This window comes from Mucilaginibacter sp. PPCGB 2223 (assembly GCF_001705515.1).
Taxonomy (GTDB): domain Bacteria; phylum Bacteroidota; class Bacteroidia; order Sphingobacteriales; family Sphingobacteriaceae; genus Mucilaginibacter.
The window spans coordinates 1,193,145-1,206,683 of record NZ_MDJS01000001.1 but is presented as its reverse complement, the minus strand read 5'-3'; the positions used below and the strand labels follow the sequence as shown (position 1 = coordinate 1,206,683).

The following is a 13,539-nucleotide window of genomic DNA, read 5'->3' as shown; positions in this document are numbered from 1 at the left end:
GCAACAAGACGAGACTTATTGATTTGGCGCCTGTGATTTAAGGCTTGTTTTTTTTACGGGCGGATTGTCGGGCGCAGGTGTCGTTTCGCTTAATGCGTATACAAAAATGCTTTTTTTGTAAGCCGTTACTTTATCCTCGATGCGGGCGGCTTCTTTAGTTTGGGCATCGGCCGTAGCCTCATAATCCTTTATGCGGTTACCTTGCGGGTTCGATTCCTGGACAATGGTCGAATTAAAGCGGCGCTGCAGAAACACATCGTCGAGCGTTAAACCTATTTTATGGTTGGGGTTGTCGGCGTCTATTGTAACCAAAACCTTGCGGCAATCTTTAAACCTTATCCAGCATAATGGCTGCGTACCCAGGCTGTCGCCGCTGCTTAGGGTGAGTTTTTGTAACGGAGCAATACCTATAATGCGCGTTACGACTTTTCCCCTTTGTTTATCGTAGTAAACATCTTCCTTAATGCGGTAGCCTGATATTTTATCAGGAGTAAAAGGATTGGGCTTTTGTATACTGCCCGTCTTGTTACCGTCTTTATCAAACTGGTCGACAGTTGCCGTATCACTGAGGTGCGACATTAACTGGTCGTAGGTCATGGCGGTGATAAAAGCGTCGCCGGCCGGGCTTTCGGGTGTGCCGCCCATAGGGTCGTACGCAGTGATCTTACCATCTTTTATACCTTTAACAATGCCTTCTATTAGCGTACCGCCGGGCTTGGCCAGTATTTTATTTTTTGGATCAGAAAGGTCGATATCGCGCCAGTAGCGGTGGTAAAATTTAATCTCTTTCGGGTTTGGTTCGGGCAGGGGGTAAGGTCGCGCATTGAGCAGGTATTCACTCTTTTTAATGCTATCGGCCTGTATGGCTTCCTTTGTTTGAGGCTTTGTTAACAGAGAGCTATCCGGGTCAAAAATGTTTTTGTTCTGAGCCAAGCCTGTTAAATAAGTAAACGACATCAGCATAATCACAAGTAAACGCTTCTTCATATCTCAAAAGCTATCTGCAGCGGTTTTTAGTGTTAAACAACTTGTTTAATTAGCTAATTATCAGGGATTATAGTTATCCTAATACAACAACAGGTGTTTTCTGCCTATAGTTTATTAATCAGGGTAACTAATTTGGTAAATATATAAAAAAATTATTCAATTAATACCAAATCGAATGTTTGGGTGTAAATAATTTAACATAAAATGGCTTACCCGCGTGTTTTTTGTAATTTTTCACAAACAATTCACGTACTTTTTATGTAGTCATTAAAATGGTAGAGCATTCCCCCCTGAATAATTAATAAATACACATTATAATTGTTTAATTGTTAGATATTTACTATATTTAACTGAAAGTTATGATTGCCATTTTATTTATCGGTAAAATTAATTTTTAACCCCTTATTATTGATCGAATCTCATGAAAAGAAGATTGCTTTGTGCATGTTTGCTTTTTGCATCCTGTTCAGTACCCAAAAAGGCTGCTGTAGATAACGATCAGGTTTTAAACTCCTACACAAAGCCATTCAAGATATTTAGTGTTGGCTATTGGCCCGGCGGGTATATGGTGCTTACGCTTATCGATGTACATAACCAGTATTTTACTATAAAAACACTTGCGGATACCTCGCTAAAGGCAGGTTTGGTGTACAATCACTAAATATCAGCTGCAATTAATTGCAAATGTTATTTTTTCCATACTTTTAAAGCATAGTATGGAACTTAAAAACAACAAAAAAATCATTCGTGCCTGGGCCATGTTCGATTGGGCCAACTCGGCATACAACCTGGTCATTACTTCTACCATCTTTCCGGTATATTACGTTGCCGTTACAAGGAACGCTCAAAATGGTAACCGGGTAAACTTTTTCGGCAAAAGTTTTGTGAATACGGCATTAAGCGATTATGCCCTGGCAGCAGCTTATCTGTTGATGGCTATACTGTTGCCTATCCTCTCGTCGATAGCCGACTACAGGGGGAATAAGAAGATATTTATGATCTTTTTTACTGCGCTGGGTTCGATAGCCTGTTGCGGATTGTTTTTCTTTACAGTAAAAACGCTCGAATTGAGCATCATACTTTTTGCGCTTGCAGCTGTAGGCTATGCAGGCGGTTTTGTTTTTTACAATAGCTACCTGCCCGAAATTGCCACGGTTGATATGCAGGACAATGTCAGCGCCAAGGGTTTTACTTATGGCTATATCGGCAGTGTACTTTTACAACTGATTTGTTTGGCATTTGTGCTGTTTCCTAAAACATTCCATCTGACAGATCAATCGGCTGCACAGCTGTCGTTTTTACTGGTTGGCTTATGGTGGATGGGTTTTGCCTGTATACCTTTTACCGTTCTGCCGAAGGGTAGCCCTAACGCGGTAAGCCATTCAAAAAACATTATTAAAGGCGGCTTCATAGAGTTAGCCAATGTATGGCGGCAGGTTAAACAAATGCCTTTATTAAAACGTTTTTTGCCTGCTTTCTTTTTCTACTCCATGGGCGTACAAACCATTATGCTGGTAGCTACCGGGTTTGCGGCCAAAGAGCTACACATTGAAACATCGGGTTTGATCGCTATAATCCTGATCATTCAACTCGTAGCCATTGCCGGTGCGACGCTAATGTCGAAACTTTCAGATAAAATAGGCAACGTTAAAGTGTTACTCATAACTGTGGCCATCTGGATTATAGTATGCATAGCCGCGTATTTCACCACTACGGCCGTACAGTTTTATATTATTGCTGTGGTGGTTGGCCTGGTAATGGGTGGTATACAGTCCATGTCGCGCTCAACCTATTCGAAATACCTGCCGCAGGACATACCCGATACGGCATCGTTCTTTAGCTTTTACGATGTTACCGAAAAACTGGCTATTGTAGGAGGGATGTTCAGTTTTGGCTTTTTTGAAGATATAACCGGAAGTCCGCGAAATTCGATCATCGTATTGTGCGTATTTTTTATAGCCGGGCTCTTTTTATTATTTTCTTTACTGTCGGCTCAGAAAAAAAGCAGTAATTTTTCTGAATTTAGCGCCGAGTAATTTTTGTGTTGATGAAGGTTGAATTGTTTATCCCCTGTTTTGTTGATCAGTTGTTCCCCGATACCGCTTTTAATACCGTTAAAGTGTTGGAGAAAGCGGGATGCACAGTTGCCTATAACCCCGGCCAAACCTGCTGCGGGCAACCTGCTTTTAATGCGGGTTTTTGGGACGAAGCCAAAACCATTGGCAGTAAGTTTCTGAACGATTTTAGCGAAGAGAGTGTTATTGTGGCACCATCCGCATCGTGCACCGGTATGGTGAAGAATTATTATAACGATCTGTTTACCAATACCGCCGTGCACAATAAATGCAGGGCTATACAGGGTAATATCTTCGAGCTTTCGGATTTTTTGGTGAATGTGATCGAATTTGATTATTTCGGCGCCGAGCTCGATGGGCGGGCCGTATATCATGACAGTTGCGCCGCCCTGCGCGAATGTAAGATCAAAGCAGAACCACGCCAGTTGCTATCGAAAGTATTGGGCCTCGAACTGGTTGACATGGCCCAGGGCGAAACCTGCTGTGGTTTTGGCGGTACATTCGCCGTTAAGTTTGATGCCATAAGCAGCGCTATGGCCCAGCAAAAGGTTGAGAATGCCATGGCCGCTGAAGCCGACTACATTATCAGCACCGATGCCTCGTGCCTGATGCACCTGCAAAGCTACATCGATAAAAATGGTATTCCTATCAAAACCATGCACCTGGCCGATGTATTGGCGCATGGCTGGGGAAACGTTTAGAGAGATTCGAATTTCGAATTTTCAATTTCGGATTTGATTATTTCATTTTAGCCTCTTAAGCCTCCACATTATTCACCAATTGAAATATAGTGAACAGGTGGTGAGCTTCGTGCAAAACAAAAAACTCTGCCCATTTTAAGACAGTCAGGTTGCCATATTTGGGGTGGATGCCTACGCGGGATAGTTCAGCTTCAGAAAGGCTTGTCATCAATTTGATGATCTCCTGGCGGCCGGTTGCTATTTGAGCGAGCAGGATATCTATCGAGAGTTTTCGCCAGGTTTCAAATTCGGGATCGTTATCGGAGTTGTAACGCCCGAATGAAGGACTATCTGCAGAAAGTATCTCGTTGATCCGTTTGATAAATACAGGTTGATATAAGGCCAGGTGGGCAATATTGTCATGCACGTTCCATTTAGCTGGCGCCGGGCTCTTTAATAAACGTTCCTCATCAACCCCCGAAATAAGGAAGGCAATGGTTTCGTGCTGTGAAAGTAATTGTGCCGAAAGAGAATTGTATAACTGCATAGGCGTATCTAAAAGATCTGTTTATTTTTCTGTTAATTTAAGACAAAGCTACAGGATTTGTTTGTTTACTTATTTCGGATGTAAGACAGAAAAGGTTGCCACAGCTTTTGTTATTCTCCGAAATTTTAAGTATATTGTATGGTTTAGTATTTGAAATTTTGAGCAGATATGGGTATACCCATGAATACCCATGAATACCCATGAATACCCATGAATACCCATGTGATACCCATGTGCCTGATGGGTACGAAATACTTAAAAAGCCCGTTTGGAGCGAATAGGCGAGGTTAAGGAGAAAAATATTGTAAAAATACCCATAAATACCCATGTCTTCTGGTTCATTAGGTCATTGGTCATTAGTTGATTGGTGCTTGTTATTTGCGGATGATCCGGGCCGCTGCACTAACCCGGCTAAACCCGGCAGCAGCGGTACCGCGTACAAGCGAATGACGGGGCTACCGGCCGCCAAAAGCTGAAACCGTTCGTTTTCAGGAAAAAATATTTAAGAATTATTGCTAAAATAATTAGTAATTAATTAGCTTTGTATAAAGCGTATGACACCCAACCAGGCACTTCAAAAATATTTTGGCTACAGTAGTTTCCGGCACAGGCAGGAAGAGATCGTAACTCGCATACTGAACGGTAAGGATGTGCTGGTGCTGATGCCTACCGGCGGCGGTAAATCGTTGTGTTACCAATTACCTGCGGTGTTGCTTAGTGGCCTTACCATTGTTATATCGCCGTTGATCGCGCTGATGAAAGACCAGGTTGACAGCCTGAATGTGAACGGTATACCGGCGGCTTTTTTAAATTCGGCGCAAAGTCCGGATGAGCAGCGGGAACTCATTAATAAGCTGCGTAATAACCGGATCAAGTTGCTGTACCTGGCGCCCGAACGTTTGTTCGGTACAGAAAATAAACTGGTAGAATTTTTAAAATCATTGCCGATTGTGCAGATAGCCATTGACGAGGCGCATTGCATATCGCACTGGGGGCACGATTTTCGCCCCGAATACCTGATGCTGGCCGGGTTAAAAGAGCATTTTCCGACAGTACCGGTTATCGCACTTACAGCAACGGCAGATCAAATCACGCAAAAGGATATCCTGGAGAAGCTCAATCTAAAGAATCCGGAGGTGTTTATATCGTCGTTTAACCGGGAGAATATTGTTTATAATGTTGCCCCTAAACGCAATAGTTTTAACCAGTTGCTGGCTTTTTTGGACAAGCGAAAGGATGACTCAGGGATTATTTATTGCCTGTCGCGTAAATCGACCGAAGCGCTGGCAGCCAATCTGAAAGACGAAGGTTTTTCGGCAGAAGCATACCATGCGGGTTTGGATAATGCTACCAAGGCCCGTAACCAGGAGGCGTTTTTGCGTGATGATGTGAAGATCGTTGTAGCTACCATTGCCTTTGGCATGGGCATCAATAAATCGAACGTGCGCTATGTGGTGCATATGGACCTGCCTAAAAATATTGAGGGCTACTACCAGGAAACAGGCCGGGCCGGGCGCGACGGGTTGCCGTCGGAAGCGATGCTGTATTACTCGCCCGGGGATGTGCAGAAGCTAAAAGAGTTTGCACGGGTGGAGGATAACCCCGAGCAAAGCCGCATTATGCTGAAAAAGCTTGATGATATGGCGCGGTATGGCGAACTGCAAACCTGCAGGCGGCAGTTTCTGCTCAATTATTTTGATGAAGAAGCGCCGGAAAGCTGCGGTGCCTGCGATGTATGTTTAACCGAAGTGGAGCGTTTTGATGGCACGGTGATAGCCCAAAAGGCGCTGTCGGCTGTATCCAGGTTAAACGAAAGGTTTGGCGCGGGCTATGTGGTGGAGTTTTTAAGAGGATCAAAAAGCGAAAAGATACGCGAAGAACACAAACAGCTTAAAACGTATGGCATAGGCGCCGACATCAGCAAGCCCGACTGGCAGCGTTATATGCGCGAGTTAGTGGCAATGGGTTATTTGAAAACATCCGAAGGGGAATACCCCGTGTTGCAGCTCACGGCAAAAAGCGATGCGGTGTTAAAAGGATTGCAGAAGGTAGAGCTGATAGCTTCGCAAACAGTTGAGGAGCGGACTGATGTTGCAGAATTACCTTTTGAAGCCGAACTGCTGAACGAACTCAAAACCGTTAGGCGCGAAATTGCCACGAATGAGAATGTACCGGCATATGTGATATTATCTGACAGTACTTTGATGGAAATTGCCACTTACCTGCCGCAAAGTATGGATGAGCTGAGGCTTATTTCGGGTTTTGGCGATATCAAACTTGCGCGTTACGGCCGGGAGTTTTTAGTCCCGGTGAAAAGCCATTGTGCGGCAAAGGGCCTGTCGTCGAAAATAGGTGAAAAGAAACCTAAACGTGAGCGCAGGCAGAGCGGTGAGCGAAAAACCAGTACTGAGCGCAGCGGAAAGCCAAACGCTACACAGCAGGAGAGCTTTAATTTGTATAAATCGGGCAAAAATATTGCCGAAATTGCTGCCATACGTAACTTTTCGCCAATTACTATTGAAGGGCATTTGTGCCGTTTTATAGAGTTAGGTGAGATAGATGTGACAGATATTGTGAACCCTGAAAAGATACCGGTTATACAGGAAGCAGTTGAAAAATATGGTGCGGATAAACTGGGGCCTTTGAAAGAGATTTTGGGTGAAAATTATGGTTACGGCGAAATAAAAGCGGTAATTAGCTGGATGAAGGCGGGGCGGGGAGAGGTGACGCTGTAGTGAGGGCCGGCCGGAGGCCGCGATGATATTCGTCACTCGCCGGAGGCGAGCGACTGCGGTTGGGTGCAGAGGGAAAACAAATGTTTAAAATCCCCACTTTGACTACCTGACACGCATGCCGGGCAATCGGTGAAATCAATCAATAATCAGTGAAATCCTAAAAAAATAATCGTAAATTTACACCCGAAAGATCACCCTTGTACGTGATCGTATTAACGTAATATTTAAAACCTTTAAATCATACTCGTAGATGATCAACATTACCCTTCCTGACGGAACTATTCGTCAGTACGACAGCGGCGTTACTGCTATGCAGATTGCGCTATCCATTTCAGAAGGCCTGGCCCGCAACGTTTTAGCCGCCGACGTAAACGGCGAAGTTTGGGACGCAAGCCGCGCGATAGAGAAAGATTCGACCGTTAAATTATTGACCTGGAACGATGTTCAGGGTAAAGCTACATATTGGCATTCTTCGGCCCACTTAATGGCTGAGGCTTTGGAAGCCTTATATCCTGGTACAAAATTCGGCATCGGCCCGGCTATCGAAACCGGTTTTTATTACGATGTTGATTTTGGCGACCGTGAATTTTCTTCAGACGAGTTTAAGAAGATCGAAGATAAAATGATCGAGCTGGCTAAAACCAAAGAAGAGTTTGTGCGCAAACCTGTTAGTAAAGCCGATGCGATAGCTTATTTTACCGAAAAGGGAGATGAATATAAACTCGATCTGATCAAAGATCTGCCCGATGGCGCAATTACTTTTTATACTCAGGGTAATTTTACCGATCTGTGCCGTGGCCCGCATATACCAAACACTGGTTTTATCAAAGCAGTTAAGCTGATGAGCGTTGCCGGTGCTTACTGGCGGGGCGACGAGAGCCGCAAACAGTTAACCCGTATTTATGCAGTTACTTTCCCTAAAGCCAGCGAACTGACCGAATACCTGCACGTGCTCGAAGAAGCTAAAAAGCGCGATCACCGTAAATTGGGTAAAGAGCTGGAGTTATTTGCTTTTAGCGAAAAGGTAGGCATGGGCTTGCCATTGTGGTTGCCAAAAGGTACCGCTTTGCGCGAGCGCCTGGTTAACTTTTTGCAGAAGGCACAGGTAAAAGCCGGTTACGAGCAGGTAATCACACCGCATATCGGGCATAAAAACCTGTATGTTACGTCGGGCCACTACGAAAAATACGGTGCCGATTCGTTCCAGCCCATCAAAACTCCGCAGGAAGGAGAGGAGTTCTTCCTGAAACCGATGAACTGCCCGCACCACTGCGAGATATACAAAACCAAACCGCGCAGCTATAAAGACCTGCCGGTACGCTTTGCCGAATTCGGTACCGTTTACCGTTACGAGCAAAGCGGCGAGTTGCATGGTTTAACCCGTGTGCGCGGCTTTACTCAGGATGATGCGCACTTGTTTTGCCGGCCTGATCAGGTAAAGGATGAATTTAAAAAAGTAATCGACCTGGTTTTGTATGTGTTTGGAGCACTTGGTTTTACCGATTATATTGCACAGGTATCGCTGCGCGACCCGAACAACAAGGCCAAATACATCGGCTCGGATGAAAACTGGGCCATATCCGAAGCTGCGATCATCGAAGCAGCTGCCGAAAAAGGCTTGCCAACCGTACAGGTTGAGGGTGAAGCAGCCTTTTATGGCCCGAAGCTGGACTTTATGGTGAAAGATGCCCTGGGCCGTAAATGGCAGCTGGGTACCATACAGGTTGATTATAACCTGCCCGAGCGTTTTGAACTGGAGTACACCGGCAGCGATAACATGAAGCACCGGCCCGTGATGATACACCGCGCACCGTTTGGTTCGATGGAACGCTTTGTTGCTGTGTTGATTGAGCATTGCGCGGGTAATTTCCCGCTGTGGCTATCGCCGGAGCAGTTCATCGTTTTGCCTATTTCGGAGAAATATGAAGAATATGCAAAAAAACTTTCAGATTCGCTAAAAGATCACGATATTTGCGGGCTTATTGATTTCAGGGACGAGAAGATCGGGCGTAAGATACGTGATGCTGAAGTTAAAAAGATACCATACATGCTTATTGTGGGCGAAAAAGAAGCGGCAGAGGGCCTCGTGTCGGTAAGGAAACATGGTGAAGGTGATCTGGGCAGTATGACAATTGAAGAATTTACACAAAAAATAAAAAAAGAAATAACCGTATAACTTGGCATTAAATAAACCCAATTTTAACAGAGGTCCAAGGCCACCTTTCAAAAAGAAAGAAGCCGAACATAATATCAATCAGTTTATCAGAGCGCAGGAAGTGCGTTTGGTAGGCGATAACGTTGAGCAAGGTGTTTACTCTTTACGCGATGCTTTGGCTATTGCCGAAGAGCAGGAACTCGACCTGGTTGAAATATCTCCGAACGCCGTACCGCCGGTTTGCCGTGTGATAGACTATAACAAGTTTATCTATGAGCAAAAAAAGAAGCTGAAAGAGATCAAGAATAATGCTAAGCAAACCGTTATCAAAGAGATCCGTTTCGGACCGAATACCGATGATCATGACTTTGATTTCAAATTGAAACATGCCATCAAGTTTTTGGAGGCGGGCGAAAAAGTAAGGGCTTACGTGCACTTTAAAGGCCGTGCGATAGTTTACAAAGAGCAGGGCGAAATATTGCTGCTGCGTTTTGCCCAGGCTTTGGAAGAAGTAGGAAAAGTTGAGCAATTACCAAAACTGGAAGGTAAACGGATGTTTTTAACCGTTACACCTAAGGGTTCTAAAAAGTAATAGCTTACAACATAAAGACATTTGCAGGTTAGCAAATAAACAAAACAAATAAAACAGAGTTATGCCAAAAATGAAAACCAATTCCAGCGCTAAAAAACGCTTTAGCATCACTGGAACCGGTAAAATTACCAGGAAAAACGCATACAAAAGCCACATCTTAACCAAGATGTCGACCAAACGTAAGCGTAACCTAACCCACACCAGCCTTGTTGCTGATGCGGATATGGGTAACGTAAAACGTATGCTTTGTATCGGAAAGTAATTAATTAATTTTTTAACCAGGTATTCGAGTACACAAGTCCCTCTGAAAAAACGAAGGCACTCACTACCAAAAAGCACAAAAAATGCCACGTTCAGTTAACGCAGTAGCGTCGAGAAGACGCCGGAAAAAGATCATGAACCTTGCAAAAGGTTACTGGGGATCTCGCAGCAAGGTTTACACCATTGCCAAAAACACAGTTGAAAAAGGTTTGCAATATGCTTACCGCGACCGTAAAACCAAAAAACGCGAGTTCCGCGGTCTGTGGATCCAACGTATCAATGCTGGCGCACGCCAGTACGGTATCTCTTACTCACAATTAATGGGTAAATTAAATGCAAAAGAAGTAGGTTTAAACCGTAAGGTATTAGCCGATTTAGCAATGAATCACCCGGATGCTTTTAAAGCGATCGTTGATTCGGTAAAATAAAGATACTTTGAATTGTATAAAAGCCTTACCCTAATCGGTTAGGCTTTTTTGTTTTAACAGTCCCGCCCTGAAATAAGTTGACATCCAAGTTGACTTATTTCAGGACGGGACACGTTGTAACAAAAAGCCTTCTCTCTTAGAGAAGGCTTTTTGTAGTTTGTTGATATAATAATTATCAGTAGATAAAGCTACCATCGCCGCGGCGCTGCATAGGCCTGCCATTGCGCATCGGCGAGCCGCTCCATCTTTGCAGGTTAAGGCGGAAACCCACCAGGAAATAACGGCTCAACGAGTTCGACTGCGTATAAGTGATGTTGCTGCCGGTTTGAGTTTGCTGGATAAAATTATTCTGATGCAGTAAGTCGAAAGCGTTAAATGTTAAGATGAAATTCTTTTTGTCGAAGAACTCTTTTTCGAAACCTGCATTGATTACCGTTGGATTCGTAGAAAGGCTTCCAAAACCGGTTACATAGCTCTTGGTAACGCTGTAATTGATCTGCCAGGTTTTCAGGAAATACATCCTTCCATCTATTGCCAGGGAAGTTGTTTTTACAATACTGGCAGTAGCATTAAGGGTATTTACAAACGTACGCGATACATCGTAACCTACATAAGGGTTTATTTCGATGTTATCGTTCGGGTTGATCCGGGGCCCGAAACGCTCGTCAAAGCGCCAGTTGGTGCTGTGGTAAGGTGTGTTTACAATATTGCCGGCCAAGTCCTGGTGACCTGTCATACCGACTCCGTAGCTATAGGTAATATTCCCGTTAAGCGACAGGTTATATTTGCGATCGTCCAATTGTTTTGCAAAGTTGTAACGACCCACATAGGCATGAGCACCGTCCATATTGATGTAGTAGGTGTCGGTACGCGTTGTCCTAACCGATTCGCCTTTTGAATTGATAGTCGGAGGCAAATCTACTGTTACATCGTTCTCATCTATTTCGTGGCTGGTAAATGAACCATTCACATTAAACGAAATGTTCAATTTAGAGTTGGCGATATAGTTATTGTATTGCGCAGTTATAGAGTGTGTGAATTGCGGGTCGAGGTCGGGGTTACCGATAATGTGGTGTTGTTTGTTGGAAATATCGGTAAACGGCTGGATCTCGGTAAAGGTAGGTTCGGTATTACTGCCCGAATAACCTATCGAGAAGCGTTGCGTGCGCGACCACGAGTACGAGAAGCGGAAAACGGGAATAATCCGGAAGTCGGTTCGCTGAGTGGCCACATTCTGTCCGTTCGCATTATTTACCTTGGTACCTGCCAGTACTGATGGTACCGCAGTAGCACCTACGGCCAGGTTGTATTTTACGCCGTTAAAGTGATAGTTTAATGTAGCTCTGGTTTCGGTGAACGAATAATCTGATATGTTATCCCGGGCCAGCAGTTCGTAACTTTGTCCGTTAGCCAGCACGGTATCTGTTATCGATTTATTATCATAGTCCGACTTTCTGAATTGCGTTGTAAACTCTAATTGCGACGAAAGGCTGAATGGCTCAACATAAGTAAAACCGGCACGGTAAGTAGTGTTAATACTGGTTCGGTTGGTTTGATAGTGCGATACCGAGTCGGCAATCAAGCTGTCGAGGGTTGCAGTTTTATAATAGTGTATGGTATTGTTCCTGTCGCTGTTGGCTTCGGTATTGGTGCGACTTATGGTTGCGGTGAACGATACGTTGCGGTGCGGCTTGTGAAACAAATGCTGATAAAATACAGTATTCGAGAAGTTTGGCGCACTATTGGTGCTTGATGTAAAACCTGTATTTACGTTATGCTGAAAGCCTGTTGTATAATTGTTGATATTATCCTGATCGGACGTGCTGGAGCTGAGCGAACTTGTGTACCCGAAGGTTGGCGTTATCTGTATAAAATCGGCACTATCAGGTGTTATCTCCATCTGAAAGTTTATGTTATGGCCTTTTGAGTCGTTCTCAGCGGTGTTATTGTTTTTGAAATTATTCGGCCCGAGTACCGTACCGTTTTGCCCATAGCTCGTATTAAATGAATTATTATCCCTGAAATTATAGGCATAACTGGCTATCACCTGGATCTTTTTGCCCCATTGATCGCGGTAGTTAAAAGATGGCATGCCCGATTTGGTAGTGCCGCTGCCGCCACCCCTGGCGCCGCTTCCAACACCTGTTCCACCGCCCCCGCCATTGGTTGCGCCGCCTGCAACGCCTGTCGAGGCCACACCATTTACCGTATTGCGTAAATTGCCAATCAAACCTAATTGCTGGTTAGCATTAATGCGTTGTACAAATAAGTTTGCATTGTACCGGTCATCGCTGCCGTATTGCCCGGTTAAGCGTCCGGTAGTGCCTACAGACCTGTCGGCCCTGGTAGTAATATTCAAAACCTTTTGTGGGTCGCCGTCTTTGATGCCTGTACGTGCTGCCGCATCGCCATAGTCATCTACGACTTGTATTTTTTCAACAATATCGGCAGGCAGGTTCTGGATGGCTTGTGCTACGTTACCACCGGCATAGTCCTTGCCATTCAGTCTCGCTTTTACTACCTGTTGCCCCTGGTGCGTCAACGATCCGTCTGAGCCAACCTCCATACCTTCCATTTTCTTTAAAAGTTCGTCAACGGTAGCGTTGGGATGCACTTTATAGTCGCTGGCGCGGTATTCAACAGTATCGGTCTTATAAGTTATACTCGGCACACCGTTGATCTTTACTTCGTTCATCAGGTGTGATGATGAATGCATGATGATCGGTTCCAGAACAATTCTTTTTATAGCATCGTTGTTAAGGTATTTACGTATAATGGGCCGGTAACCCAACTCCTTAACATCCAGTGTAAATACCGCCTGTTTAACGTTTTTGATTACAAAAACACCGTCGGAGTTGGTTACGGCACGCAGGGTATCGCTTTTGGATGTTAAAGTGATGCTGGCGCCAATGATGGTATTGTCGGCTGTGTCCTTAACCACACCACTTACTTCTCTGAACGGCAGGGCAAGTATCTGCGGTTGCGTACGGTTGCGCCCCCCGTTATTGCCACCCTGCGCAAATACTTCGCCCGAAAGTACAGTGATGAAAAGGACAAGTAATAATTTCTTCATTATGAT

At 44.5% G+C, this 13,539-nt stretch carries 11 protein-coding genes; 8 read left to right on the top strand and 3 right to left on the bottom strand.

The features are described from left to right. Nucleotides 1-15: 15 nt before the first annotated feature. On the bottom strand, nucleotides 16-987 hold the full coding sequence (gene gldN, locus BEL04_RS05175; RefSeq protein WP_066000917.1) for a gliding motility protein GldN: 972 nt from the start codon (nucleotides 985-987) through the stop codon (nucleotides 16-18). Between the two features lie 421 nt (nucleotides 988-1,408). Between gldN and BEL04_RS05170 the strand changes: the two genes are divergently transcribed. The 3 genes from BEL04_RS05170 to BEL04_RS05160 are packed head-to-tail and all read left to right on the top strand — an operon-like array spanning nucleotide 1,409 to nucleotide 3,763. Further along, the gene (locus BEL04_RS05170; RefSeq protein WP_139112921.1) at nucleotides 1,409-1,648 is read left to right on the top strand and encodes a hypothetical protein; all 240 of its coding nucleotides are present in this window, start codon (nucleotides 1,409-1,411) and stop codon (nucleotides 1,646-1,648) included. A gap of 55 nt (nucleotides 1,649-1,703) precedes the next feature. After that, nucleotides 1,704-3,023, top strand: a complete 1,320-nt coding sequence (locus BEL04_RS05165; protein ID WP_066000914.1) for an MFS transporter — start codon at nucleotides 1,704-1,706, stop codon at nucleotides 3,021-3,023. An 11-nt stretch (nucleotides 3,024-3,034) separates the two neighbouring features. Then, entirely contained in the window at nucleotides 3,035-3,763 is a 729-nt protein-coding gene (locus tag BEL04_RS05160; RefSeq protein ID WP_066000913.1) for a (Fe-S)-binding protein, read from the top strand. 55 nt (nucleotides 3,764-3,818) lie between these two features. On the opposite strand, the gene BEL04_RS05155 is transcribed toward BEL04_RS05160, so the two are convergent. Beyond that, nucleotides 3,819-4,289, bottom strand: a complete 471-nt coding sequence (locus BEL04_RS05155) for a DinB family protein (RefSeq protein WP_066000912.1) — start codon at nucleotides 4,287-4,289, stop codon at nucleotides 3,819-3,821. 554 nt (nucleotides 4,290-4,843) lie between these two features. Here BEL04_RS05155 and recQ point away from each other — a divergent pair. From recQ to rplT, 5 genes are all read left to right on the top strand, one after another. Beyond that, nucleotides 4,844-7,024 (top strand): DNA helicase RecQ, encoded by a 2,181-nt coding sequence (recQ, locus tag BEL04_RS05150; RefSeq protein ID WP_066000911.1) that lies wholly within the window; start codon nucleotides 4,844-4,846, stop codon nucleotides 7,022-7,024. Nucleotides 7,025-7,274: 250 nt separating this feature from the next. Beyond that, nucleotides 7,275-9,200, top strand: a complete 1,926-nt coding sequence (thrS, locus tag BEL04_RS05145; RefSeq protein ID WP_066000909.1) for a threonine--tRNA ligase — start codon at nucleotides 7,275-7,277, stop codon at nucleotides 9,198-9,200. 1 nt (nucleotide 9,201) lies between these two features. After that, nucleotides 9,202-9,771, top strand: coding sequence for a translation initiation factor IF-3 (gene infC / locus BEL04_RS05140; protein ID WP_066000907.1), 570 nt, complete (start codon nucleotides 9,202-9,204; stop codon nucleotides 9,769-9,771). A gap of 61 nt (nucleotides 9,772-9,832) precedes the next feature. Continuing rightward, nucleotides 9,833-10,033 carry a 50S ribosomal protein L35 gene (rpmI, locus tag BEL04_RS05135; RefSeq protein ID WP_066000904.1) on the top strand — a complete coding sequence of 67 codons (201 nt, stop codon included), beginning with the start codon at nucleotides 9,833-9,835 and terminating at the stop codon, nucleotides 10,031-10,033. A gap of 82 nt (nucleotides 10,034-10,115) precedes the next feature. Next, the gene (rplT, locus tag BEL04_RS05130; RefSeq protein ID WP_066000902.1) at nucleotides 10,116-10,460 is read left to right on the top strand and encodes a 50S ribosomal protein L20; all 345 of its coding nucleotides are present in this window, start codon (nucleotides 10,116-10,118) and stop codon (nucleotides 10,458-10,460) included. A 175-nt stretch (nucleotides 10,461-10,635) separates the two neighbouring features. On the opposite strand, the gene BEL04_RS05125 is transcribed toward rplT, so the two are convergent. Beyond that, nucleotides 10,636-13,533 carry an outer membrane beta-barrel protein gene (locus BEL04_RS05125; protein ID WP_066000900.1) on the bottom strand — a complete coding sequence of 966 codons (2,898 nt, stop codon included), beginning with the start codon at nucleotides 13,531-13,533 and terminating at the stop codon, nucleotides 10,636-10,638. Nucleotides 13,534-13,539: the final 6 nt, after the last annotated feature.